20 protein-coding genes are annotated in these 25,221 nt (G+C 44.7%); 15 read left to right on the plus strand and 5 right to left on the minus strand.

The annotated features are described in order from the left end of the window. Positions 1 to 624: 624 nt before the first annotated feature. From F6K49_RS17355 to lepA, 3 genes are all read right to left on the minus strand, one after another. A complete protein-coding gene (locus F6K49_RS17355) occupies positions 625 to 2,016 on the minus strand; it encodes a UDP-glucose/GDP-mannose dehydrogenase family protein (RefSeq protein ID WP_293027134.1) in 1,392 nt (463 codons plus the stop codon). Between the two features lie 126 nt (positions 2,017 to 2,142). Then, positions 2,143 to 3,078: a UDP-glucuronic acid decarboxylase family protein gene (locus F6K49_RS17360; protein ID WP_293027137.1), complete on the minus strand. Its 936-nt coding sequence runs from the start codon at positions 3,076 to 3,078 to the stop codon at positions 2,143 to 2,145. A gap of 276 nt (positions 3,079 to 3,354) precedes the next feature. Next, positions 3,355 to 5,166, minus strand: coding sequence for a translation elongation factor 4 (gene lepA / locus F6K49_RS17365; RefSeq protein WP_293027142.1), 1,812 nt, complete (start codon positions 5,164 to 5,166; stop codon positions 3,355 to 3,357). A 175-nt stretch (positions 5,167 to 5,341) separates the two neighbouring features. Here lepA and F6K49_RS17370 point away from each other — a divergent pair, with 175 nt between their 5' ends. The 3 genes from F6K49_RS17370 to F6K49_RS17380 all read left to right on the plus strand — a co-directional run bounded on the left by F6K49_RS17370 (position 5,342) and on the right by F6K49_RS17380 (position 8,639). Then, a complete protein-coding gene (locus F6K49_RS17370) occupies positions 5,342 to 5,626 on the plus strand; it encodes a hypothetical protein (protein ID WP_293027147.1) in 285 nt (94 codons plus the stop codon). A 132-nt stretch (positions 5,627 to 5,758) separates the two neighbouring features. After that, positions 5,759 to 7,480 carry an ATP-binding protein gene (locus F6K49_RS17375; RefSeq protein ID WP_293027151.1) on the plus strand — a complete coding sequence of 574 codons (1,722 nt, stop codon included), beginning with the start codon at positions 5,759 to 5,761 and terminating at the stop codon, positions 7,478 to 7,480. Positions 7,481 to 7,988: 508 nt separating this feature from the next. Next, the gene (locus tag F6K49_RS17380; RefSeq protein ID WP_293027154.1) at positions 7,989 to 8,639 is read left to right on the plus strand and encodes a DUF3386 domain-containing protein; all 651 of its coding nucleotides are present in this window, start codon (positions 7,989 to 7,991) and stop codon (positions 8,637 to 8,639) included. A 110-nt stretch (positions 8,640 to 8,749) separates the two neighbouring features. On the opposite strand, the gene F6K49_RS17385 is transcribed toward F6K49_RS17380, so the two are convergent. Next, positions 8,750 to 9,541: a cobalt-precorrin-6A reductase gene (locus tag F6K49_RS17385; RefSeq protein WP_293098570.1), complete on the minus strand. Its 792-nt coding sequence runs from the start codon at positions 9,539 to 9,541 to the stop codon at positions 8,750 to 8,752. Positions 9,542 to 9,543: 2 nt separating this feature from the next. Further along, positions 9,544 to 9,738 (minus strand): hypothetical protein, encoded by a 195-nt coding sequence (locus F6K49_RS17390; RefSeq protein ID WP_008178699.1) that lies wholly within the window; start codon positions 9,736 to 9,738, stop codon positions 9,544 to 9,546. A gap of 937 nt (positions 9,739 to 10,675) precedes the next feature. Between F6K49_RS17390 and F6K49_RS17395 the strand changes: the two genes are divergently transcribed. From F6K49_RS17395 to F6K49_RS17450, 12 genes are all read left to right on the plus strand, one after another. After that, positions 10,676 to 13,213, plus strand: a complete 2,538-nt coding sequence (locus F6K49_RS17395; RefSeq protein WP_293098573.1) for a mannose-1-phosphate guanyltransferase — start codon at positions 10,676 to 10,678, stop codon at positions 13,211 to 13,213. 194 nt (positions 13,214 to 13,407) lie between these two features. Then, positions 13,408 to 13,995 (plus strand): single-stranded DNA-binding protein, encoded by a 588-nt coding sequence (locus tag F6K49_RS17400; RefSeq protein ID WP_293029693.1) that lies wholly within the window; start codon positions 13,408 to 13,410, stop codon positions 13,993 to 13,995. Between the two features lie 50 nt (positions 13,996 to 14,045). Then, positions 14,046 to 14,171: a hypothetical protein gene (locus tag F6K49_RS17405; protein ID WP_293098576.1), complete on the plus strand. Its 126-nt coding sequence runs from the start codon at positions 14,046 to 14,048 to the stop codon at positions 14,169 to 14,171. 84 nt (positions 14,172 to 14,255) lie between these two features. Beyond that, positions 14,256 to 14,465 (plus strand): hypothetical protein, encoded by a 210-nt coding sequence (locus tag F6K49_RS17410; protein ID WP_366514199.1) that lies wholly within the window; start codon positions 14,256 to 14,258, stop codon positions 14,463 to 14,465. 229 nt (positions 14,466 to 14,694) lie between these two features. After that, positions 14,695 to 15,639: a lipase family protein gene (locus tag F6K49_RS17415; RefSeq protein ID WP_293098581.1), complete on the plus strand. Its 945-nt coding sequence runs from the start codon at positions 14,695 to 14,697 to the stop codon at positions 15,637 to 15,639. A 712-nt stretch (positions 15,640 to 16,351) separates the two neighbouring features. After that, positions 16,352 to 16,552, plus strand: a complete 201-nt coding sequence (locus F6K49_RS17420; RefSeq protein WP_293098614.1) for a hypothetical protein — start codon at positions 16,352 to 16,354, stop codon at positions 16,550 to 16,552. Positions 16,553 to 16,715: 163 nt separating this feature from the next. Continuing rightward, positions 16,716 to 17,072, plus strand: coding sequence for a hypothetical protein (locus tag F6K49_RS17425; RefSeq protein ID WP_293098584.1), 357 nt, complete (start codon positions 16,716 to 16,718; stop codon positions 17,070 to 17,072). Continuing rightward, positions 17,062 to 17,346 (plus strand): type II toxin-antitoxin system RelE/ParE family toxin, encoded by a 285-nt coding sequence (locus F6K49_RS17430; RefSeq protein WP_293056145.1) that lies wholly within the window; start codon positions 17,062 to 17,064, stop codon positions 17,344 to 17,346. The genes F6K49_RS17425 and F6K49_RS17430 overlap by 11 nt, the downstream gene beginning before the upstream one ends. Positions 17,347 to 17,438: 92 nt before the next feature. Continuing rightward, positions 17,439 to 17,699 (plus strand): BrnA antitoxin family protein, encoded by a 261-nt coding sequence (locus F6K49_RS17435; RefSeq protein WP_293098587.1) that lies wholly within the window; start codon positions 17,439 to 17,441, stop codon positions 17,697 to 17,699. Between the two features lie 351 nt (positions 17,700 to 18,050). Then, positions 18,051 to 22,454 (plus strand): tetratricopeptide repeat protein, encoded by a 4,404-nt coding sequence (locus F6K49_RS17440; protein WP_293098592.1) that lies wholly within the window; start codon positions 18,051 to 18,053, stop codon positions 22,452 to 22,454. 76 nt (positions 22,455 to 22,530) lie between these two features. Next, entirely contained in the window at positions 22,531 to 23,877 is a 1,347-nt protein-coding gene (locus F6K49_RS17445; RefSeq protein ID WP_293098599.1) for a tetratricopeptide repeat protein, read from the plus strand. Next, positions 23,874 to 25,013, plus strand: coding sequence for a tetratricopeptide repeat protein (locus F6K49_RS17450; RefSeq protein WP_293098605.1), 1,140 nt, complete (start codon positions 23,874 to 23,876; stop codon positions 25,011 to 25,013). The genes F6K49_RS17445 and F6K49_RS17450 overlap by 4 nt, the downstream gene beginning before the upstream one ends. The last annotated feature ends 208 nt before the right edge of the window (positions 25,014 to 25,221 follow it).

Raw genomic sequence — 25,221 nt, forward strand, 5'->3', positions numbered from 1 at the left:
TTAACTCAATTTAGATGCTTGATGCCCCGTCACCAAGGGTGGGGGGTGCTGACTGGGGTTTTGTTCTTGTTCAACACCAACACTAGTCTTAACACAAAGTTGTTGGCAAATCCCAACAACTAGGATTTTTAGCTTTGGGGATGGGGTTTGGGTATTTAGCTAGTATTCACAAAATAACTGAGGGGTCAGACCCCTCAGTTATTCTAGTACAGGATTTCACTTATGGCAATTTACATATAAGTAAGGTAAACTTGCTATCACAAAAATTCTAAAGGTACGCTCTTACCATTAAGAATTAAATTCGCTACAGGTGCGCTTTCCGTGATGGCGAACGCGCCCCGCGTGACCTACGGTCAAGGGATTGCTCGCCATCACGGGTCGCACCTCCGGGTCGCACCTAAAAGATGCCCCTAATTCCTTGATCAAAGCGCTCCAGGAAAGTCCTCTTCCCTAGAGCAGGAAGTAACAACACAACTTGATTGTCCCCAGTCAGAGGTTTGTCGGGAAGTTTTAAACCTAAAGTTGGTTTTAAACCTAAAGTTGTCAGATAATCAGATAAAGTGAATCAGCTGCTCTGACAACTTTAGGTTGACAATCAATCCTCGTATGAGGAGGGGATAGAGTTCAACGACCAATTCCCAAATAGGAGAAACCAGCACGTTCTAGCTGGGTCCGATCTAGGCAGTTGCGACCATCAATGATCACCGGATAGTTCATCAGCTCGGCCATTTTACCATAGTCGAGCTTCTGGAACTGATCCCAATCTGTAACTAAAACTAAAGCATCACAGCTATCAGCCAACCGTTCTGGATCGGTTTCGACAATCACGTTAGATAGACCATGACGCATGCCAGTTTGGGAAATAATTGGGTCATAGGCTTTGACCTTGGCTCCGAGTCGGTTTAGTTCTTCCACCAGATTTAGAGCAGGAGCATCCCGCATATCATCAGTATTGGGCTTAAAGGTCAAACCCAACAGTCCCACTGTTTTACCTTTGAGGATTTTCAGCTCTTTCTGGAGTTTTTCAAGGGCAAGTAGACGTTGGCGTTTGTTGACACTGACAGTGGCTGTCAGCAAATCTGCTTCATAGCCGTAATCTTCAGCGGTATGGAGTAGTGCTAAGACATCTTTGGGGAAGCAAGAACCACCCCAGCCAATTCCTGCTTGTAAAAACTTGTTGCCAATCCGGGAATCTAAACCAATTCCTTGGGCAACTTGGGTAACATCAGCACCTACGCGATCGCAAATATTGGCAATTTCATTAATAAAGCTAATTTTAGTAGCCAAAAAGGCATTAGCCGCATATTTAATCATCTCAGCTGAGCTGAGGTCTGTAGCTAGTACAGGAACTGGGGGAAGGGATTTGTCTTCGGCAAACTGGCGTTCAACAATTGGTTGATACAGTTCCTTCATCATTGCGATCGCTTGTTCGCTATTGCCTCCTAGGACAATACGGTCTGGATTAAAGGTATCGTAAACTGCTGAGCCTTCTCGGAGAAACTCTGGATTACTGACCACATCAAAATCCGCCGTAATGTCTTCTGCTGGTTCAGTTTCAGCTTTACCTCCTGCAGTTACCAAAGATTTCTGGCGTTCAGCTACCCCATCTAGGACAATCATCCTCACCCAATCTCCAGAACCAATGGGTACCGTTGATTTGTTGACAATTACTTTGTAACCATCCTTGAGATGGGTTCCAATCCCTCTGGCAACAGCTTCCACATAACGAGTGTCACTTTCTCCAGTAGGTAGGGGGGGAGTTCCCACTGCAATGAATAAAATTTCCCCATGGTCTACCCCAGCCGCCAAATCTGTGGTAAACTCAATTCTACCTGCATTAGCTGACTCTTGCATTATTTCCGACAGTCCCGGTTCGTAAATGGGGGACTGTCCAGATTTCATCAGCTTAACTTTTTCTTCGTTGTTGTCTACACAGATTACATGATGACCGATATGGGCTAAGCAAGCGCCAGTTACTAAGCCCACATATCCTGTACCAATTACACAAACGCGCATGGACCTATGCCTCAATTAATATAAACTTCAATCGTTAGTAAACGTTAGGAAAGTCTCACGGTTGGAGCCAAAGATAGTATTGGCACCCTGACCTGAGGTTGATTGATTTAATTAAATCTGATTGTTTTACTCTTGAGCAGTTAAACGCTTACGGAAATCGGATACTGTCAAATCTAACCCTTCTGACAAAGGAATAGTAGGTTCCCACCCTAGTAAGGTTTTAGCTTTACTAATGTCTGGTTGGCGACGTCGGGGGTCATCCTGAGGTAGAGGCTTAAAGATAATTTCTGTATCAGGATTGACCATTTTTTGAATCGCCTGAGCGAGTTCTAAGATAGTGTATTCTCCAGGATTCCCGAGATTAATCGGTCCGGTATGGTCATTATTCATAAGTCGCATTAGTCCTTCTACTAAGTCGGAGACATAGCAGAAACTGCGGGTCTGTGAACCATCACCATAAACGGTTAAGGGTTCCCCCTTCAGAGCTTGCACCACAAAATTGCTAACGACTCGCCCATCATTTTCCAGCATTCGAGGACCGTAGGTGTTAAAAATGCGGGCTACACGAATGTCTACACCATTCTGTCGATGGTAGTCAAATGCGAGGGTTTCTGCCACTCGCTTGCCTTCATCGTAACAACTGCGAATCCCAATGGGATTGACATTACCCCGATAATCTTCTGACTGGGGATGGACATCCGGATCCCCATATACCTCAGACGTGGAGGCTAATAAGAATCTCGCCTTCACCCGTTTGGCTAACCCTAACATGTATAGGGTACCCATGACATTGGTTTTGATAGTCTTGACGGGATTGTATTGGTAGTGAACTGGGGATGCTGGACAAGCGAGGTGGTATATTTGATCAACTTCTAACCGAATTGGCTCAGTGATGTCGTGACGGAGCAACTCAAAGTAGGGGTGTGACAGCCATTTGAGGATATTCCGTTTGTGGCCAGTATAGAAGTTATCCAGACAAATAACTTCATGACCTTCTGCCATCAAACGATCAATTAGATGGGAGCCGATAAAACCAGCCCCACCAGTAACTAGGATTCTCATGCCACTGAACTTTTGTGATGTGAAATCAATCCTAAACTAACCTCTGAATTTAACAGTGTCCAGTTAGACAATTTTTACTTAATTTATGGCAAAAAGTCCGGATATATATCTCTCCATATAGTTTTTTACCTACCTTGAAAACCAATTCCGTAATTCCCGAAGGTGATCATCGAATTCTCTTGGCTGACTGGTTGAAAATTACGCTAGTTGGTAGTAAGCATTCCGAGATTAGTACTAGGCTTTCAGGTCTGGACTTTTAATCACTGAATCCCCCCTCTAACCTTGGTCAAGACGTAAGACTGCCATAAACGCTTCCTGGGGAACATCAACAGTGCCTACAGCCTTCATCCGCTTTTTACCTTTTGCCTGCTTTTGGAGAAGTTTTTTCTTCCGGGAAATGTCACCACCGTAGCATTTAGCCAATACATCTTTTCTCAAAGCCGGAATATGTTCACTAGCAATGACTCGACTACCAATAGCGGCTTGAAGAGGAATTTTAAATTGGTGCCGGGGAATGAGTTCCTTGAGTTTTTCCACTAAGGTACGACCCACATAGTAAGCTTTGTCTCGGTGAACAATTACTGCCAGGGAGTCTACAGGCTCCGCATTAATCAGTAGATCCAGCTTGACTAAGGGATTATCTCGGTAACCAATGAGCTGGTACTCCATACTGGCATAACCCCGAGAGCGAGACTTCATTTGATCAAAAAAGTCAGTAACCACTTCTGCTAGGGGTAATTCATAAATTAAAGTAGTCCGTCCTTGGGCAAGATAAGTCATATCCTTAAAATCCCCACGGCGGCTTTGACAGAGTTCCATCAGAGTCCCAACATAGGTTTCTGGAGTAATCATTTCTACCCGGACATAGGGTTCGGCAATTTTTTCCCGTTCTTGGGGGGATGGCAGAGTACTCGGATTATCAATTTCAAGGACTTCTCCCTGATTGGTAGTCACTTGATAGACCACTGAAGGGGCGGTGGTGATTAGCTCCAAATCATATTCCCTTTCCAGGCGCTCTTGAACAATTTCCATGTGCAGCAAGCCTAAGAAACCACAGCGGAAGCCAAATCCCATGGCAGAGGAAGTTTCTGGTTCGTAGTTCAGGGCAGCATCATTGAGTTTGAGCTTATCTAATGCTTCCTTTAAATCCTTGTACTGGTCAGCATCAGTGGGAAACAAGCCACAAAAAACCATCGGTTTGGCTTCAGTGTATCCCGGTAAAGGGTCAATAGCTGCTGCTTTTGCTAAAGTAATGGTGTCACCCACACGGGCATCGGCTACCGCCTTAATGGCAGCAGCTAGGTAACCAACTTCACCAGCGTGGAGTTCATCGACTTGGACTTGGTTAGGGGAAAGCACCCCTAGCTCATCAATTTCGTACTCCTTGCCAGATGCCATCAAGCGAATGCGATCGCCTTTTTTTAGAGTGCCATCGACCACTCTAAAATAAACGATTACGCCACGATAAGCATCATAGTAACTGTCAAAAATCAACGCCCTTAGGGGTTGGTCTACAGTATCGATTGGAGGTGGAATTAGATGTACAATAGATTCCAGGATTTCTTGTATGCCTATACCTTCCTTGGCTGATGCTCGAATCGCTTGGCTACAATCAAGACCAATGATATCTTCGATTTCGGTACTTACCCTTTCCGGTTCAGCTCCAGGCAAGTCTATTTTATTTAGAACTGGAATAATTTCTAGATCGTGTTCAAGGGCTAGGTAAACATTTGCTAGAGTTTGAGCCTCTACACCCTGGGATGCATCGACTACCAACAGTGCTCCTTCACAAGCCACTAGTGAGCGGGACACTTCATAGGAGAAATCCACATGACCGGGAGTGTCAATTAAATTGAGAACGTACTGGTGACCATCGCTAGCTGTATAGTTCATCCGAGCTGCTTGCAGCTTAATCGTAATTCCCCGCTCCCGTTCCAAATCCATATTGTCCAGGAACTGTTCTTTCATCTGGCGGTCGCTTACGGTACCAGTAGCTTGCAGTAGGCGATCAGCTAAGGTCGATTTCCCATGATCAATGTGGGCGATAATCGAAAAATTACGAATATGAGAGACAGGGGCATCAGTCATAAGCTATTGGTATAAACCCAGTCAATAACTGGTCTATTGAGTTCATGCTTCACTTAATGTATTTTAATGTTTTCCGTCAGAGGTAAGGGTACTATCCCTGGAATGGTTATAACTGACCCAGCGTAATTGTCAGTTATCGTAAAGTTATATTAGTAGTGTTATTAGCCCATTGATTATGAATGATCATGCCTTACATCAAGAGGGTTTGCTTGAAAACCACCTTGAGTCTACCAAAGCTACTAACGTAGCGCTATCACGTTCAGCTGACAAAGAAGAAATTTCTATTCATTTGGATACGGAACTCTTGGATCAAATCAAACACTTGACTAATGATCCGAGTAAAGTAATAGAAACGGCAATTCGTCAATGGCTCAGGGGTGAAAGGGGAACAGATCAGGAATTAGCCCGTACCTTTGACCGAAATCCGCCCCTGCCGCCCCGAGGTGAGTGGAACGATTGATAGACAAGAGGTAAAGGCATCTAGGTTGAGACGTTGCCATTGGCTCGTGCGTTAGGGTTGGGTGGTTGCATTTACTTGTTGAAACGGGAACTGAGGCTCCCGGTGTTGCTTGTAGTTTCCAGGTTTCTTTTAATGGCTGCACCTGTGAATTTTCAATGTTTTCAAACTGGATATATAAATAGGCAATCCGCTAGTGCACAAGGTGATTCTAACTTTTTGCAGGGTTTAGGGTGTGAGCTGGTGTATACTCAAGAGGCATCGGGTAAATGCCTTTCTTTTTACTGGCAAGCTGCTGAGCAATATGGTCTGAGTTTCACACAAGTGGTGGGACTTCCCCTAGAAGATGCATTCTGCCCGACTGAAGCCGAAGCCTACCAAGAGAGGCTTCAGAGAATTTTGAGCCAGCGAACCCCTGAACGTTGTCTTCAATCGTTTTGTTACCAGGACAGATCCTTTGCCTTTGAGTTGGTGATTAGTCCTATTTTGCCAGCGGATGGCGAAGCAACAACCGTTCTAGTTATGGGTCACTTGTTGCCGGAATCATCAACATTGGAATGCCGGGAATCTCCTACAAGCCTAAGTGTAGACCCCCATCAAAAATTACTCACCAAAATTTCCGGGCAGATTCGTCGTACTCTCGATCTAGATACCATTTGGCAACAAACTGCCAAAAGTCTAGGGGAGGCACTCCAGGTAAGCCGTTGCCTCGTCTGCTATTACAAACCAGACGCACGGGTAACCAAGGTGCAGGCAGAATATTGCCAACAGCCCTTGCGGTCAATGGCGAAACAACTGCTACCCTTAGATTCTGAGCCTTACCTCGAACAATCCCTCACTAGTCAGGAGCCAGTGCTGGTCGAACACATTGTTCCCGGTGAATGGGAACAGTTGTCTGTGTTGGTGGTTTCAACCTCCTATAAAGATCAACCCAATGGTTTGATTTGGCTACAGCAGTGTGACCATCGCCGTCAATGGAGTGCCGCAGAAATAAAGTTAGTGGGAGAATTGGCTGAACAAGTCGGCACAGCGATCGCTCATGGCACCCTTTACAAGGAGCTAGAAATAGCTAGTGAAAGGGCTGAAGAAGCGTCTCGCCACAAAAGTGATTTTCTGGCTAATACTTCCCATGAGTTACGCACCCCTCTCAATGGCATGATTGGGTTTCTCAAGTTGGTTCTTGATGGCATGGCAGACGATCCACAGGAGCAACGGGATTTTATCCAAGAAGCCTACAATTCTGCATTGCATCTGCTAAATATTATTAATGATATCCTCGATATTGCCAAGATTGAAGCGGGGAAAATGGAGCTAGAACTGGCTCCAGTAGAATTAGAGTCTCTGTTTAGAAAAGTTGAGGACTTTACGGCCAATCAAGCTGAGCTCAAAAACCTCAGCCTCAGAATTGAAATGCCTGATGTCTATGATGGCATTGTTATGTATGGTAACTATCAAAGGCTGCTACAGGTGATGTTAAACCTAGTGGGCAATGCCATTAAGTTTACTGATGAAGGTGGGGTGACTGTTAGTGCTGAGGTGATCCGAAAGAAGATAACTTTCAAAGGTACGGAATTCCCAGGATTGGTTAAAGTTCGAGTTGCCGATACTGGCATCGGTGTTTCCCTAGACCAGCAAGACCGGCTGTTTCAAACATTTACCCAAGTCGATGGTTCCCGAACTCGCCAATATGGCGGCACGGGTTTAGGTCTAGTCATATCCCAAAAGCTGATTGAAACCATGGGGGGTGTGGTCAATTTTTTCAGTATGGGGGAAAATTTAGGGTCAACAGTTACCTTCACTGTACCTCTTTATCAAGTTCCTGTGATGGTTTCCAATCAACCAACTGATATCGATTAACCATCCATCCTTGACGTTACCCTTACAATCACCACCCCCAGTAACTTTGGCATGATCAAGGGGTGATAGCTGGTAAGCTTAGCATTGGCTTAGGGGGTTAGCTTAAGGCTGGCAAGCTTAAGCGATCTCCTCTGCTGGAGAATTAGATCAAATCTGGTTAAATAACCATACTTCCTGCTGACGAGAACAGGGAGAGCAGCTGTCAGAACTATGGAATTAAAATAAAGTCAGCTGATCCTGTTAATGGTTAATAGTTTATTATTTATAAAACCTAACGGTAATATTAGCAAACTTTTTATGGAAAATTTAAACTAAACTTACCTATACTTATTCCAACTCATGATAAATTTGGGAGTAATGGTTAAAAATGATTTTTAGCTTAAAGTTAGCTTAAACTACCTCACCCAATTTAAAGATTATATGTAAAGTAGTAATGCTATAATAACCAGCGTCAGAGATTAGTGAATGAGTAGTCTTTGGATAAACTATCGGTTGACTTAGCAAGACTATGATCGAAAACGCAACAGCTCGTGAAGTATTCCAGGCGGCTTACGAAAACCGCTACACCTGGGACGACAATTTTCCTGGTTACAAAGCTGACCTGGAAATTAAGCAAGGTGATGAAGTATACACTGGTCAAGTTCGCATTAATGGTGATCACAGTGTTGAAGTCAGTGGGTTTGATGATGAAAAGGTCAAAGAAAGTGTCTATAACCAGATGCGGGATATTGTGACCCACCGCAAGCGGTCATCTTTTGAAAAAGCCCATGGTAAAAACCAATTTAGCTTTGGTGAAAATGATTCTACTGGTGCAGTAGAAATTTTTGTCAAGGGTGATGCTATGGGCTCTAACTATAAAGTCCGAGGAAGGGAAATTTGTCATGTCAGTCGGGTTATGGGTCCGATGGCTTTTACAATTAATACCAACGATAGCCTAGATACAGGAGAAGGGTATATTTCCTCAGGCTACAATGCCATTTTTCGCAATGCCAAAACGGGTGATTTGATGGCTAAACGAGAGTTTGAGGACAGGTTCGATAAAGTTGGTGATTATTATATTATGACTCGTCAAGTGGTTTATGCCATTGAGGAAAAAGGGCGGACAGCTACTGAATTCAACTTTTCTAATATCAGGTTACTCGAACCAGCTATGGTTTAAGCTATGGTTTTAAGCATTCAGCTCATGCGCTACGCGCACGCGTGCGCGTTCAGCTGTCAGCCGTCAGCCAAAGGCTGAATGCTTACCTTTTATTTAAGGGGGAGGATAGTTCAAACATAACGATCGCAAAACTCTAATGCCACAGATACATTGCTGGTTTGCTGCGGATAATCAACAACTGGGCGAGTAATGATAACTAGGGAGATGCCTAACTCAGCAGCTAGGGCTCGTTTAATATCTTCTCCCCCAGCAACCCCAGAGGCCTTGGTGACAACCACAGAGATGTCCCAGTGATGCCAGAGTGCCTTTTCCAAATCAGCTGGTACCGGAGGGCGCAGGGCAATAATTCGATTTGGGCTAAATCCAGACGCGATCGCTACATCGATGGCAGTAACACTCGGCAGAATCCTGGCGTATAGGGTTGACTGGTCTTGCCAGCTACGGAATAAGGGTAAATTTTTGTAACCGATGGTCAGCAATACCCGCTGGTGATGGAGATAGTTACCAGCAATCAGGTCTTGGAAACTATTGAGATAAATTATTGGTGAATTGTCTAGTTCAGAACTTACCTGAGAATTTAGCTGTTGCCGTTCAAAACGCAGGTAAGGTATATGCCGAGCACAAGCAGCTGAAATCGCTATTTGGGAAATTTCCACTGCATAGGGGTGAGAGGCATCTAGGATCGCTACAATACCATGCTTCTCCAAAAACTGCTCTAGCCCATTTGTATCTAAACGTCCGACTTGAACCCTTAAATTTGGGGTTTGGGGATAGAGGGATTTAGCCACCGTTGTGGTAACCGTTACTGTACAGGGAATCCCCCTGGACGCGATCGCATTTGCCAGAGTCACACTTTCCGTGGTTCCACCAATCAGCCAAATACCGCCACTGCTATCTAGCACTCCTATCTGCCCTTAAGGGCTTTAGTAAAGTTTTTGCGATAGGACTTATTGGCAACGATTAAAGCTGGCCACAACAGTGACAATGCTATCCGATTGGTTAAGCTCCGGCTGAAGTCAGTGCGCTCAAACCCCCTCCAGAATTTCCACACGCCATACCCATAGACTACCAGTAACCCGAAGACAATTAAGTTAGCCATTCATCAAAAATCTTGCCATATTTGGAAACCCCGTCTCAAGTCAGATAGGCGTCTCGCCTGACAGGGATTAAAAGCGAGCCCTTGGGGCGGTTTTAACTACCCTTGATGAATCTGGGTAGAAGACATTTGGTTATTGTGACATGGTTTTTCACCTCCGGTGCTTTTTATAAGATAATTTTTATATTAATGATAATTTTACCTTATCAAGCCAGTGTTAGACCATGACCTCAATACCATAAGTGTGTAGGTTAATCAACCGAATTGATTCGGATTACAGCTCCTAGTAGCATTGATCCAGATCCAGTTTCTCTAGTCTTCATTTGTGGTGTGACCCTTAGGAGTGACAGACTAGCCAAACTCAGTAGTCATGATTACGTGAGTGAAGAAGGAGCGGGTCAACACGCGATCTTTCTTCTGAGCTCGGAGAAAACTTGGCGACACCAATGTCGTTAGTTATAGTTCCGCCAGTCTTTGTCGAAAGCACTCTTTTATGACTCACTATCGACGCTAGCATGCCAAAATCACGGTTTTGAGATCAAGTCACTGTTTGTGGAGGTGAGTAAACAGCTAGATAAAATGTCCCAGAGACTACCAAAAACTCTTATTATTTGTGAGAGTTAAATTATGGTAACACCGACACGGATGATTATGTAACTTAAATTAAAGCCGAAAACCAAGGTAAAAATAGTTGCGCTTAAATCCCGGTGGAACGAACTTTTTTGACATTTTTATGGCGCTCGCGGGATATTCCGTCAGAGAAGCGCGGAGATACCCCCTGGATGCTATTGCATCTTGCATTGGCGGGCTAAAGTCTACGAGGGTAGATTTTGGTAGCTAAAAAGTATCGGAAAGTACTTCACTAAAAAAAGCCCATAACAAGACAAATGAACGTAGACAAGATGATCAAACCCCTTAACGGGTTAAAAGAGGAGGAATTATGCGAGCAGTGCTGATGGCTGGTGGTTCAGGAACACGGCTGAGACCGTTGACCTGTGATCTGCCCAAGCCCATGGTGCCAATCCTGAATCGACCCATTGCTGAACATATCGTTAATCTACTCAAACGGCACAATATCAATGAGGTCATTGCCACTCTGTACTATCTCCCAGATGTCATGCGGGACTACTTCCAAGACGGCAGTGACTTTGGGGTAAAGATGACCTATGCGGTAGAAGAAGAACAGCCTCTGGGGACTGCAGGTTGTGTTAAAAATATTTCCGAATTACTCAATGAAACCTTTTTAGTCATTAGTGGCGATAGCATCACCGACTTTGATTTGACTGCTGCGATTGAATTTCATAAAGCTAAGAAATCAAAGGCGACATTAATCCTAACTCGCGTTCCTAATCCCGTTGAGTTCGGGGTGGTGATCACCGATAAGGAAATGCGCATCCGCCGATTTTTGGAAAAACCTTCGACCTCAGAAATTTTTTCCGATACTGTTAATACTGGCACTTACATTCTCGAACCATCGGTTCTAGAGTACCTGCCATCAAATGAGGAATGTGACTTTTCCAAAGACCTGTTTCCGAAACTCCTCGCGAAAGATGAGCCAATGTATGGCTATGTGGCTGAGGGATATTGGTGTGATGTCGGTCACCTGGAGGCTTACCGAGAAGCCCAGTATGACGGCTTAATGAATAAGGTCACACTAGACTTTGCTTACCCAGAACAATCCTCAGGACTGTGGGTGGGACAAAATACCTATATCGACCCTACTGCCAAGATTGAAACCCCAGTACTAATTGGTAGCAACTGCCGGATTGGTCCAAACGCCCACATCGAAGCAGGAACAGTAATTGGCGATAATGTTACCATCTCTGCCTACGCTAACCTGAAACGACCGATTATTTGGAATGGAGCGTTGATTGGTGAAGAGGTTAATCTGAGTGCCTGCACCATTTCCAGGGGAACCCGGGTAGACCGTCGTGCTCAAGTTTTCGAAGGTGCCGTTGTCGGTTCCCTGTCTAAAGTGGGAGAAGAAGCTCAAATTAGTCCCACTGTAAGGGTTTGGCCAAGTAAAACTATAGAATCAGGTGCAACATTGAATATCAATTTAATTTGGGGCAACACTGCCCAACGGAATCTTTTTGGTCAGCGGGGTGTCCAAGGCTTAGCCAACATCGATATTACTCCGGAATTTGCCGTTAAGTTGGGAGCTGCTTATGGGTCTACCCTAAAACTAGGCTCCCAAGTATCACTCTCCCGTGACCAGCGTAGTATCTGTCGCATGGTGACCCGGTCTTTGATTGGGGGATTGATGTCTGTGGGTGTCGATGTCCAGAACCTAGATGCAACTGCAATTCCTGTGGCTCGAACCGTGATACCAACCCTAGGGGTTGAGGGGGGTATCCATGTGCGAGTGCATCCTGACCGACCAGATCATATCCTGATCGAAGTTATTGATGCCAAGGGAATTAATATCAGCAAGGGTAAAGAGAAAAAAATTGAGGGGGCTTACTTCAAAGAAGACCTAAGACGAGTCCAGATCAATGATATCGGTAATGTTAACTACCCGATCCAGTTAATCGATATCTACGGTACTGCTTTTGAGAAGCATCTCAATGTAGAGGCAATTCGCAACAGTGGTTCTAAGGTAGTTATTGACTATGCTTATGCCGTGTCTGGTGCGGTGTTACCCCGACTGTTAGCGAAATTTGGCGCTGATGCAGTAGTCCTCAATGCCAGTTTGAAACAAACAGCTATCTCCACAGAAGAACGAGAGAGTTTGCTCAATCAGCTGGGTCAGGTGGTCGAAGCCCTAAAAGCCAATTTTGGCGTGCAGGTCTCTGCTAATGGGGAACAGTTTATTTTGGTGGATGAATCGGGAATGTCGATTCGAGGTGAGGTATTGACTGCACTGATGGTCAATATTATGTTAACCTCTAATCCCAGGGGAACTGTGGTGGTTCCAGTGCAGACATCAAGTGCGGTGGAACAAATTGCCCGACGCCATGATGGCAAGGTGATCCGCACCAAAGCTAACCCCACAGCACTGATGGAAGCTTCTCAAAGCAACCCCAATGTGGTATTGGGAGGCAGTTGGGATATGGGCTTTATTTTCCCCCAACTACATCCAGGCTTTGATGCCATGTTTGGAATCGCCAAGTTGATCGAGATGCTGACAGTCCAAGAGCGATCGCTTGCTGATATTCGCGCTGAGCTCCCCCGGGTATGGTACAAAACCGTTACCCTGCGCTGTCCTTGGACAGTTAAGGGTAGCCTGATGCGTCATCTGGTGGAAACCCATCCCAGTGAGCAGCTCGAACTTGTTGATGGCGTTAAAATTATCAACGCGCAAAATGATAACTGGGTGTTGATTTTACCCGATGCTGGCGAACCCTTAGTTCATATTTTTGCCAACAGCGATGACCGGGATTGGGCCGAGGAAAACCTCAAGCATTATCGCAACCATGTTCAGGAATTCGTTGAACAAGAACAAGGTGTAGAAGCGCAACCTTCAGCCGTGTCATAAATCGGATTGATCGGCTGTTAACAGGCATAGCGGTGGCTTTCCCCAGAGTGTTTGTAGAGCTCAGAGGAAAGCCGCTACGCTATTGTTGTTAGTTAATTGTTGGTAGGTTAAGTTCACTCAAAGAAAAGCCTAGAGTATTGGTACGCTTGTTCTATAATGAAGAGTCAACACTGAAAGGACAAGGGAGATACGAGATGAACAGCTGCATTTTAATGGCACAAATTATTCAAGATCCAGAACTGCGTTACACCTCAGAGAATCAGACACCCCTGACTCAGATGCTAGTACAATTCTCCGGTCTCAAGGCTGAGGAATCCCCATCAACCTTAAAAGTGGTAGGTTGGGGGGAATATTTGGCTAATGAAATTAAAACAAACTATTCCACAGGCGATCGCGTGGTGATTGAAGGGAGCTTAAGGATGAATGTGATTGAGCGACCAGAAGGGTTCAAGGAAAAACGGGCAGAATTGAATGTTTCCCGGATTCACAAATTGGGAACAGATGATCACTTCGAGCCACAAGTCATGGCCTCGGACAGAACTTTCAACCATACCCCAGAACCATCCCGTCCCCAAACCCATGATAAGGTTGTATCCATGGAGCAACATCGGATGTCGTCATCTGTTTCTTTTCCTAGCAATACCGAACAAGATTTTGCTTATACCAGCACTGAACAAAATACTGAGCAAAGTTTTGACTCTTCTTTTGGGTCTTCATCTCCTCAAAACCCAACGTCTGGTAGCCCTAGTCATCAACAAGATTTAGATGATATTCCCTTTTAGTTATTAGGAGCAAAGATTATAGCGTTTATCATAGCTATGAGGTACACAAAATGTTTTACCTCTTCCCTCTTTTCCCCTCCTGGGAGGGGTTAGGGGTGGGTTCCTGCTCCCTGCTCCCTGCTCCCTGTTCCCTGCTCCCTGCTCCCTGTTCCCGACTTCTGCAAGAAGTCTATTAAATTGTGTTTCAACTCCTTTACGTACTGATCTATGCCCTCCAGCCTTATCTAAACCTGATTTGTTTTTGTTTGGCTTGGGGGCTAATGATGATTCTAGCTTGGAGCGTTTTGTCAGCAGTCCGAGACAGTTTTGCTGTTGCCAAACGACTGCATCAAATTCCCTGTTCTAACTGTCAGTTTTTTACTGGTGATTACCGTCTTAAGTGTACCGTGAATCCCTCTGTTGCTAATTCTGAAGCAGCAATTAATTGTATGGACTTTTGTGCAAAAAATAATTACATTACTAGGGTTTAAAAGACTCGAGAGTAATGCCATTGGCTTCATCCTTGCTAGTGGGGAGGAAGCCTATATAGCAATCCTAAATTATGTAATGTATTTGTAAAATCACTGGAATTGTTAAAAAGTGGTGCCTTCTCCCTTACGTTCTGCCATCTGCCGTCTGCTTCCTGCCTTAAAGCAGACCATTTCTTTCACACATCAGATAGGATGGCTATATATAGCCATCCTAATGAAAGCATGCGTGATGGATAACACAATTACTTACCTCACAACTGCTGACCTTGATTCCACCAGGGCCATCGTTTTAGCGCAAGCAAGCGGTCTAACTTATGATGCTTTTGATAAGCAAAACCCTGCTGAGTGTCTTGAGGTGTCTCCACCGGATGGTTATGATTTTGTAGACTACTGGACTGGTGTTGATGCGATTTTTAATAAATACAAAACTGTTGAGTGTTATGGTCTAGTGTTTCGATCTCAGCAGTCTCCTTACACTTATATATTTGCCTTTAGAGGTACTTCTTCGACAGAGGATTTAATAGATAATTTTGGTGTTAATCATACAACATTTGTACCTTATCAGGAAGATGTTGTAGTTCCATCTAAGCTTAGGGTTGAATCAGGTTTCTACCATATCTATTCCAATAGTGATGGGAACACACCCTCGATGCAGAATCAAGTGTTTGCCCTAGTTGATAAATATCAAGCATCTGAAAAACCGATCGATACTCTGTATATTACTGGCCATAGTTTAGGCTCTACACTGAGCACTTTCTTCACACTTGATATGGCGTTGTCTAGACCAGATATCAAGTCTGTAAGCTACAACTATGCTTCCCCTCGTGTAGGCAACCAAGCATTTGTAGAATTTTATCAACAACAGGCACCTCAACAAAACCCGGAGACACGAACTATTCGTATCCAAAATGTTTATGATAAAGTTCCTTGTGTCCCATATAAACCTGAAAGATACCAGCATTTGCCCTATGCTTATCTAGTTTCATTTTCTCGAGACAACTTAATGGGTAAATTTGAGATTATCGACAATCATCATCGCAAAAATTATAAAACCGTTTTGAATTGTGCGTTCGAGAGTGAAAGTGGCTTTTGTGAGGGAAGCTTTGACTACGATCAGGGCAAAACGATGAAGTCGGTGAAACCAGATCCTAGTACAGTCTGTACATATTGGTAGCTCTTGGTCTGGGGTTATATAGCGTTTTTCAATTTGGTGAGGTACAGAGTTTCTGGTTTTAGGGAGCAGGGAGCAGGGAGCAGGGAATAGGGAAGTGGGAACAGGGAACAGGGAAGTGGGAAAACAATCCTGTGTATTTGGCTGATAGGTTACTTTATTATAGCAAATCAGTAATTTGTATTTTATCGTTACAATCTCCGCGCTGATTAAACCTTGTCTATTTTAGAAGCTACTGCTCCCAGCGCTATTGTTAAAATTACTAGTTATAGCTATTCTCTCTGCCATGAGGTAAAAAATGATCCCCCTAAATCCCCCTTAAAAAGGGGGACTTTGAGGTTGATAAGCGTACCTCATAAATGCAATAAACGCTATCACAAAATACTAGTAAAAAAAAGCAATTTTCTGAAAGAGACGCTACGCGAGTCACGTAAACCTTCTGCGCTTATGCGATTGACCTGCATGTCACCCTACGCGAGTCACGCGAACCTTCCGCGTTTATGCGATCGCTAATTTTATAAAAGCGATTATTTGAACGATACACTACGCGATTGACCTGCATGTCACGCTACGCGATGAAGCAAAGCTTCCGCTAAAAGCGAACGCTTATTTTTTATTAATCCTAAAACTTCCAAAAAAAACTTTTTAAAACCCTTGACAATTAAAAATATAATCATTACAATAATCAATATAAACCGAAATGAGATTTTTTATGATGTCACAACAATTCAGCCAAAACTTCAAGAAACAACCTGCTCACCACACTCTCAAAGGTTCTCGTCAATCAGTACTTTATAGTATGCAAATGCTGTATGCCCTAGGCTATGCAGAGATTGCGGAATGGACGCCTTTGGAAGCGACTGATGTTCCAGGGGAAGTGATCACTACAATCACCAAGTATTGGTTATTGCCATAACACCTTGTCTTGATGCAGTCGCTCATGGGGGAAACCCCCAAGACCGCGCTGCATCGCTAATTTTCTGGGGGGGTTTCCCCCCTGGCCAAGGTTTTGGTCGAATCAGATAGGATCTGATCAGGTTAGGTTTGCTAATTTTGTGACATAACAAATTGAAATAGTCGTGGATAGTATTTCTGCGGCTATTTTTTTTTTCTTTACTCCCTACTCCCTACTCCCTACTCCCTGCTCCCTGTTCCCTGTTCCCTGTTCCCTGTTCCCTGTTCCCTGTTCCCTTTGCTATATAATTAAAAAAATAACCTTTAATTCAAAAGCGATGGAAACTCAAGACTTAAAAACACTGATCAAAGAAAGCATCCGAGAAGTTTTGAGAGAAGAAAGACTCTTACTCTGTCATATGTTAATGCCTTACGTTAGTGATCAAGAGCAACAAGAGCTTGACACCACTTTTGGCTTACCTCAAGACTATGAAACTGAAGACGTGACTGATCTGACAGATTGGATTAAAAATGACCATTAAATTCCGCAAGAGTGCGATTAAATTCTTAGAGTCTGCTGATCAGGAAACTACCGCAAATATTCGCAAACAACTCAGGCAGCTTGTTGATGCTATTGAAAATAAGTCAATTATTCCTTTTAACGACCTAGACATCAAGAAAATGAAAGGAAATTGGGAAGGCTTTTATCGATTGCGTATTGGTAAAATTAGAGTGATTTTTACCGTTGATTTAACCTTAGCAGATATAGAAATTTATACGATTGGCTTTAGAGGAAATGTCTATAAAAATAGATAATCTCTGACCCAATGGCCATTACAATTGAGGAGCAACGATTTGAGGAGGAACGATTGATCACCATTAGCGTAACATAAACAATATCTGGAGGGATGAAGATGGAAGCTGAGTATGATTTTAGTCAAGGTAAGCGTGGCGCGATTGACCCGATGCCATCTGGTAAAACTCGGATCACCATTTGTTTAGATAACGATGTTATCGAGTGGTTTCGTGAGCAGGTACATCTATCTGGTGGAGGCAATTATCAAACCTTAATTAATCAGGTGTTGCGTCAGCACATTCAGCATCAACCAATAGAATTAGAAGGAGATAAGGAAACTATTCCGATCACAGAAATTATTCAAACTCAATAAGCTTGGGAAACTTATCGCTCCCGTAACGATCAAGGAATTTCATATAACGATTTCAAGGGTAAGTTATTAGGATAAAAATTTGATTGACTATAGTTTTCTATGACAATTCGTGATCCTGGAAATGTTTATACTCACATCTGGCACCATTGGGATTAATCGTCGGTGGGCAGTGCCTACCTACGCCTAAAGCCCACCTGATCTGATCTGTCTTAACCACTGCCCACCCTACTTGCTAACTTGTTCCCTGCTCCCGACTCCCTATTCCCTTTGCTATAAATCCCGATCCCTAGAACTTCCTGTAGAAAAATAATCGTGGATGTAGCAAATCAATCAAAACCTTTGTGTCAACCAATGAATCAAAACCTATCTGTCAAGGGAGCAGCGATTTTAGCCACCGTCGTCGGTGTGATGGGAATGGGAGTGGCTTTCCCTAGGTCTAGCTGGGGGCAAAGTATAATAGCTCAACAACTGAGTTCACCAGGGAGTGAAGGAAAGCAATCGACCATCAATGGTGTTTTAGACCTCGAAAGCGATACTCTCGAAGATGGGAGTTATTTTCAGACTCACAGTTTTTCTGGTAAAGCTGGGGAAGCGATTACCATTGAGCTAACCAGCAGTGAGTTTGATGCTGACTTGTTTTTGTTTGACCCCCAACAGAAGAGGATAATTGCCAAAGATAATGATGGGGGAGAACGGAAAAATGCCAGAGTGAGTTTGAGTTTACCGAGCACAGGTACCTACACAGTAATTGTAACAACTGACAAACCAGAAGAGAGAGGACGCTACAGACTCAGTTGGCGAGAAGCTTCAGCCAAAGAGTTATCCCTAGCAGAAGCCTCTCAACTTAATCAGCAAGCATGGGTGCTTTATCAACAAGGAAAGTACTCAGACGCGATTCCCCTAGCTAAGAGAGCATTAGAGATTCGGCAAGAAATCTTGGGAGAGGAACACCCGGATGTGGCAAGCAGCCTCAATAATCTGGCATTACTCTACCAAAGCCAGGGCAGATATGCTGAAGCCGAACCCCTCTTACAACAAGCCTTAGCACTGAGGAAAAAACTCCTCGGTGAAGACCATCCCGATGTGGCAGAAAGCCTCAATAATCTAGCAGTACTCTACCATAGCCAGGGCAGATATTCTGAAGCCGAACCCCTCTTACAACAAGCCTTAGCACTGATCAAAAAACGCCTCGGTCAAGACCATCCCGATGTGGCAACTAGCCTCAATAATCTGGCATTACTCTACTCTAACCAAGGGCGATATGCTGAAGCCGAACCCCTGTATCAACAAGCCTTAGCACTGATCAAAAAACGGCTGGGAGAGAACCATCCCCGTGTGGCAATAAGCCTCAATAATCTGGCTGGACTTTACCAACACCAGGGGAAATATGCAGAAGCCGAGCCCCTGTATCAACAAGCCTTAGCCCTGAGGAAAAAACTCCTCGGTCAGAACCATCCCGATGTGGCAGACAGCCTCAATAATCTAGCTGCACTCTACCAACACCAGGGGCGATATAAAAAAGCCGAACCCCTGTATCAACAAGCCTTAGCACTGAGGAAAAAACTCCTCGGTGAAAACCATCCCGATGTGGCAGAAAGCCTCAATAATCTGGCTGCACTCTACCAACACCAGGGGCGATATAAAAAAGCCGAACCCCTGTATCAACAAGCCTTAGCACTGAGGAAAAAACTCTTAGGTGAGAACCATCCCGATGTGGCAGACAGCCTCAATAATCTGGCTGCACTCTACTTTCGCCAGGGGCGATATGGTGAAGCTGAATCCCTGTATCAACAAGCCTTAGCACTGAGGAAAAAACTCCTCGGTCAGGACCATCCCGATGTGGCAGACAGCCTCAATAATCTGGCTGCACTCTACTTTCGCCAGGGGCGATATGATGAAGCTGAATCCCTGTATCAACAAGTCTTAGCACTGAGGAAAAAACTCCTCGGTCAGGACCATCCCCGTGTGGCAGACAGCCTTAATAATCTGGCATTACTCTACCAAAGCCAGGGCAGATATTCTGAAGCCGAACCCCTCTTACAACAAGCCTTAGCACTGAGAAAAAAACTCCTGGGTGAGAACCATCCCGATGTGGCAATCAGCCTCAATAATCTAGCTGAACTCTACCAAAGCCAGGGCAGATATGCTGAAGCCGAACCCCTCTTACAACAAGCTTTAGCACTGACGAAAAAACTCCTTGGTCAAGACCATCCCCATGTGGCAAGCAGCCTCAATAATCTGGCAGTACTCTACGAAACCCAGGGCAGATATGGTGAAGCAGAACCCCTCTTACAACAAGCCTTAGCACTGAGGAAAAAACTCCTGGGTGATGACCATCCCGATGTGGCAAGCAGCCTCAATAATCTGGCTGCACTCTACTTTCGCCAGGGCAGATATTCTGAAGCCGAACCCCTCTTACAACAAGCCTTAGCATTGAGGAAAAAACTCCTGGGTGATGACCATCCCGATGTGGCACAAAGCCTGAATAATCTAGCTGGACTCTACGAAACCCAGGGCAGATATTCTGAAGCCGAGCCCCTGTATCAACAAGCTTTAGCACTGAGGAAAAAACTCCTGGGTGATGACCATCCCGATGTGGCACAAAGCCTCAATAATCTGGCAGTACTCTACGAAACCCAGGGCAGATATGGTGAAGCAGAACCCCTCTTACAACAAGCCTTAGCACTGAGGAAAAAACTCCTGGGTGATGACCATCCCGATGTGGCTTTCAGCCTCAATAATCTAGCTGTACTCTACGAAACCCAGGGCAGATATGGTGAAGCTGAAACCCTGTATCAACAAGCCTTAGCACTGTGGAAAAAACGCCTCGGTGATGACCATCCCCATGTGGCAACCAGCCTCAATAATCTGGCTGCACTCTACTTTCGCCAGGGCAGATATTCTGAAGCCGAACCCCTGTATCAACAAGCCTTAGCACTGTGGAAAAAACTCCTTGGTGAAGACCATCCCGATGTGGCAATCAGCCTCAATAATCTGGCAGTACTCTACTGGGCACAGGAAGACCTTATTTCTGCTCTCAATCTCTTAATTCAAGGGTTAGAGGTAGAAGAACAAAACCTCGACTACAATCTAGTAGTTGGCTCTGAGTCTCAAAAACAAGACTATCTCAACAGAATCTCTGATTCTGATCAAGTAGATAAAGCTATTTCTCTCCATCTCCAACAAATTCCAAATAATCAAAAGGCAGCCCATTTGGCACTAACCACAATTGTGCGTCGTAAAGGTCGTATTCTGGATACTACCACCAATAGCTGGCAACGCTTGCGCCAAAACTTGACTCCTGAAGACCAGAAACGCTTCGACCAACTCAACGACACTCGGGCTCAACTGGCAAAACTCTACCATCAAGATTTCAACAAGCAGTCTTCCGATGATTATGAAACCCAACTCGAAGAACTAACGAAAAAAAGGGAAACTCAAGAGAAGGCTCTTCTGGAAAAGAGTGCTGAATTTCAACGTGCCACTCAAGTCGCTACCCTCAAAGCTGTGCAAGCTCAACTGCCCCCTGATGCAGTTCTGATTGAATTCTTCCAATACCGACCTTTTGACCCCAAAGCTCCTCCAAATCAGGGATTCGGCAAGCCCCGCTATGCCGTCTATACTTTAGACTCCGATGGTCGTTTTCAAGGCATTGATTTGGGACTAGTAGAGGAAATAGACCCACTGATTAAAGATTTTACCGCTGCTATCCGCAGTCCTCGAATACGTATTCCTCAAGTTAAAGACGCTGCTCGTAAATTAGAGGAAGCGATACTGGCTCCCATCCAAGCACAAATTGGTAATAGCAATCACTTAATCATTTCACCGGATGGGGCTCTCAACTTGATTCCCTTTGAAGCCCTGGTGGATAAAAATAACCAATTCCTGATTGAAAACGTTACTGTTACCTACCTTACCTCCGGGCGAGACGTGCTGCGTTTCCCTGTTCAAGCCCCACCTCAGCAGCCGCCAGTGCTGATTGCTGACCCCATTTTCGGAAAACCTGGTGAAACGGTTCAATTAGCTCAAAACCCTACCCGTTCCGGGAATTGGCCCCAGCGTAAGCTTCCCCCTCTACCAGCAAGCAAAGATGAGGCTAAAGCCATTGCTAAAATCTTACCCCAAGCTCAACTCTGGCTTGGGCGACAGGCAACTGAAGCAGTGATCAAGCAAGTTAATCGTCCCAGTATTCTGCACATTGCCACTCATGGCTTCTTTGAGGGCAATCAACGGGTTGACTCTCTGGTGGCAAAAAATCCCTTATTGCGGTCTAGGCTGACTCTGTTGAACTCTGGACTAGTGCTGGCTGGGGTTCAGAATTATCAAAGTGGCAACCTTGCCGATGTAGTCCAGGATGGGGTGCTGACAGCATTGGAGGCATCGGGGCTGAATCTCTACGGTAGTGAGTTGGTGGTACTGTCTGCCTGTGAAACCGGACTAGGTGAACTCTCTCAAGGAGAAGGAGTCTATGGTTTGCGGCGAGCCTTGGTGCTAGCTGGTTCCCAAAGCCAGGTGATCAGCCTCTGGCGGGTGGACGATCAGTCTACTAAAGAGCTGATGGTCTCTTACTATCAGAAGTTAAATCAGGGTCTGGGACGTAGCGAGGCCATGAGACAGGCTCAACTAGAGATGCAGCAAAATCAACGATACCAGCACCCCTATTTCTGGGCAGCTTTCATCAATTCTGGTAACTGGAAACCATTCAGAAGGCAGAAGTCAGAAGTTAGAAGTCAGAAGTTAGAAGTCAGAAGTTAGAAGGCAGAAGTCAGAAGTTAGAAGTCAGAAGTTAGAAGTCAGATTAAGTCAAATGTAGTCAGTCAAACCCAAGAGCATGCCTTATCATACATTGGTGCTAAGTCAATATCGAGCTGCCCTGCAGTCCCTAGCCACAGATTCTCCCTTGACTCACCAACAAGCTCTAGAGATTCTGTGTGCCAGAGATGCACTCCACAATGCCCTCACTCAGGAACCCTTCATAGCTGCAGAGCTTCTAGAGTGCATCCATGAGCTAGATGCCCAACTCCAACAACACAAACAACGGATTGACCAAGCTCTGGAACTTTCTACCTATCGTCACAGTCTACCCGCAAAGCCTAAGGGCTGGTGGTGGTATCTGGATCAACAGCGTCCTCCTCATCGGCTAGATCGTTACGACTGGGTGTTTAAGGGTCTGACCTTTGGAGGTTGGAGTGTCAGTCTGGCTCTGCTAGTCAACATTGCCAGTCGTTTCTTAAGTGGTGGTCCCGATGTGGTTGGCACTTTCGCGATCATTGTACCGAGTCTGATAACTCTGCTGAAAGCCAAAAGTGACCTTACCGAAGAAGAGCAAAAAGACAACGATTTCTCAGAAGCATTGAAAAAAGGTTTTGAGGAATTGCTGATTAGTTGGAAAGTGCCTAAGTTTCTTCATGCTGAAACCAAGTTTCTCTCCACCATGGTTCTACTGTTGGGATTGCTAGGGTTTTGGTATAGCCTACCTAGAATTTCAGATATTTACGGTGAACGTGGCTTAGAGCACTATCGAGCCGGTGAGCTTAGTAGTGCTGAAGCCGACTACCACAGAGCAATTGCCCTTGATCCTGATAATGCTAAGGCCCATTACAACCTGGCCGTAGTCTATGAAGACTGGTTACAGCTCAAGAAATCAAAGCAAGAGTACCAGCTGGCGGTAAGTGCCAAAATTCCTAGGGCATACAACAACTTGGCCAGACTCTACATTCTAGAAGGGGACTATCCTAAAGCGGCAAACCTTTTAGTTGAAGGTCTAAAATTAACCACAGAGCAATCAGTTTATCCAGAGGATCAGTACAATTTATATAAAAATTTAGGGTGGGTAAGATTCAAACAAAACCGGGATGATGAAGCTAAGATTGCCCTGGAAAAAGCTATCAACATTGCCAAGAATCCAAAGGTAGCAAACTATCTGCCCAATCGTGCCTCTGCCTCTTGTATTTTAGCTCAGGTCCTTGAACGCCAGGAAAAACCTGAAGCTCTCCAGGAATGGGAAAATTGTCGCGATTTAATCATCGTAAATCCTCTGATTTTAAACCCAAACAAATGGCTAGATTTAGCTAATAAATTAGGAATAGGAAATCGTTTAATTCCAGAAGAAGACACCTGGTTACATCTAGCTAATGAACGTATTCAGAAAGCTCAACAACAGAAACAAAGGCCATGATTTGGAAACGTCTATTCTCCATCTCCCTACTTTCCACCGTTTTAATCGCGATCGCGGCTCCAGCAACTATTCCGGCTGAAGGTCTGTACTACATCGCAGCTGTCACAGGAGATGTTCAAGTGAAACGTCGCCTGTGGTTTGGTTATGATCGAGCTCACCAAGGAGATCGTCTCAAGCTAACAGACCAGATCTGGGTCAAAAACCCTCAGTCCTCTGCTACAGTTTCCTGCAGTGATCTCAGTAATTGGCAAGTTCCTTTAGGAAAAGCTTTGAAGGTGTCTGAAGTTTGCCCAAATTCAGGAATATTGTTCCGACCGGGAGATAACCTAGCACCTGGACGTGGCATCGAGAATGAAGACTTTCCCTACCTGATCAGTCCGAGGAATACAGCACTACGTCCTAATCAACCCCTGACCCTGCGCTGGCATGGGGTGAAAGAAGCCAGCCACTATGATGTTACTATCAAGGATTTGGCAACACCAGTGTGGAAAAAACGGGTATCTGAACCCATAGTTGATTATCCTAATAGCTCCCAACTCCGACGGGATCGGGATTATTTTATAGTGGTGACTGCTAGTACCGATGTGTCTTCACTTGAAAATCCCAATCAAGATCCAGCTCCCACCATTACCCTGCTGACGGATGACCAGGAGCAGGAGCTGAAGAAGAAGCTAGCTCAGATTGAGACACAAAATCTGGATGCAGATGCCAAAGCTCAGAAAAAAGCTCATCTTTATCACAGCACTTGCCAAGATCTAAATTACCCCAACACTTGTCTCAATCAGGATGCCATTGACCTTTTAGAAAAAAGAATCAAAGCTGGTACAGACAATGCTGCCATTTATCAGCTCCAAGCTGACATGTATCAGCGCATTGGACTAAAGCGACAGGCTCAGCAGCGTTACCGCACAGCCCTGGCACTGGCCAAAAAAGCTAATAATTTGCCATTGCAGGCGGAAATTCAAGAACAGCTTGGTGAGATTGCCCACAACTTAGAAGAGTTTGCTGAAGCGGTTGAATCGTTAAAGGCTGCTGAGGGAATTTATCAAAAGCTTTTTAATTTGGAAGATCCAGAGGCACAAGGGAAGCTAGAGGAGCTAAGGAATGATATTGAGGATTCTCGACAGAGGATTTGAGGGAAAATTGGGGGTTGCTGAATTGAAGTATCAATGCAGGATCTTTTGGTTTTGGGCAAGCCCCCTAAATCCCCCAACTTTGATACCGCTGGCGAAATTAATATTTGTTTAGACATAGGTCAACCGGTCGGCCCAAGAGCAGCAAAACGAGAACATCGGGTAGCTGCAAATGGAACTCCCTGCCACCAATTAACCAAACGCACAATAT

The sequence above is a fragment of the Moorena sp. SIO3I6 genome, from assembly GCF_010672095.1.

What these genes read in the sequence shown, in the direction of transcription:
- F6K49_RS17355 (WP_293027134.1), bottom strand. Translation starts at nt 2,016, where the DNA reads ATGCGCGTTTGTGTAATTGGTACAGGATATGTGGGCTTAGTAACTGGC.
- F6K49_RS17360 (WP_293027137.1), bottom strand. Translation starts at nt 3,078, where the DNA reads ATGAGAATCCTAGTTACTGGTGGGGCTGGTTTTATCGGCTCCCATCTA.
- lepA (WP_293027142.1), bottom strand. Translation starts at nt 5,166, where the DNA reads ATGACTGATGCCCCTGTCTCTCATATTCGTAATTTTTCGATTATCGCC.
- F6K49_RS17370 (WP_293027147.1), top strand. Translation starts at nt 5,342, where the DNA reads ATGAATGATCATGCCTTACATCAAGAGGGTTTGCTTGAAAACCACCTT.
- F6K49_RS17375 (WP_293027151.1), top strand. Translation starts at nt 5,759, where the DNA reads ATGGCTGCACCTGTGAATTTTCAATGTTTTCAAACTGGATATATAAAT.
- F6K49_RS17380 (WP_293027154.1), top strand. Translation starts at nt 7,989, where the DNA reads ATGATCGAAAACGCAACAGCTCGTGAAGTATTCCAGGCGGCTTACGAA.
- F6K49_RS17390 (WP_008178699.1), bottom strand. Translation starts at nt 9,738, where the DNA reads ATGGCTAACTTAATTGTCTTCGGGTTACTGGTAGTCTATGGGTATGGC.
- F6K49_RS17395 (WP_293098573.1), top strand. Translation starts at nt 10,676, where the DNA reads ATGCGAGCAGTGCTGATGGCTGGTGGTTCAGGAACACGGCTGAGACCG.
- F6K49_RS17400 (WP_293029693.1), top strand. Translation starts at nt 13,408, where the DNA reads ATGAACAGCTGCATTTTAATGGCACAAATTATTCAAGATCCAGAACTG.
- F6K49_RS17405 (WP_293098576.1), top strand. Translation starts at nt 14,046, where the DNA reads ATGTTTTACCTCTTCCCTCTTTTCCCCTCCTGGGAGGGGTTAGGGGTG.
- F6K49_RS17410 (WP_366514199.1), top strand. Translation starts at nt 14,256, where the DNA reads ATGATGATTCTAGCTTGGAGCGTTTTGTCAGCAGTCCGAGACAGTTTT.
- F6K49_RS17415 (WP_293098581.1), top strand. Translation starts at nt 14,695, where the DNA reads ATGGATAACACAATTACTTACCTCACAACTGCTGACCTTGATTCCACC.
- F6K49_RS17420 (WP_293098614.1), top strand. Translation starts at nt 16,352, where the DNA reads ATGTCACAACAATTCAGCCAAAACTTCAAGAAACAACCTGCTCACCAC.
- F6K49_RS17430 (WP_293056145.1), top strand. Translation starts at nt 17,062, where the DNA reads ATGACCATTAAATTCCGCAAGAGTGCGATTAAATTCTTAGAGTCTGCT.
- F6K49_RS17435 (WP_293098587.1), top strand. Translation starts at nt 17,439, where the DNA reads ATGAAGATGGAAGCTGAGTATGATTTTAGTCAAGGTAAGCGTGGCGCG.
- F6K49_RS17440 (WP_293098592.1), top strand. Translation starts at nt 18,051, where the DNA reads ATGAATCAAAACCTATCTGTCAAGGGAGCAGCGATTTTAGCCACCGTC.
- F6K49_RS17445 (WP_293098599.1), top strand. Translation starts at nt 22,531, where the DNA reads ATGCCTTATCATACATTGGTGCTAAGTCAATATCGAGCTGCCCTGCAG.
- F6K49_RS17450 (WP_293098605.1), top strand. Translation starts at nt 23,874, where the DNA reads ATGATTTGGAAACGTCTATTCTCCATCTCCCTACTTTCCACCGTTTTA.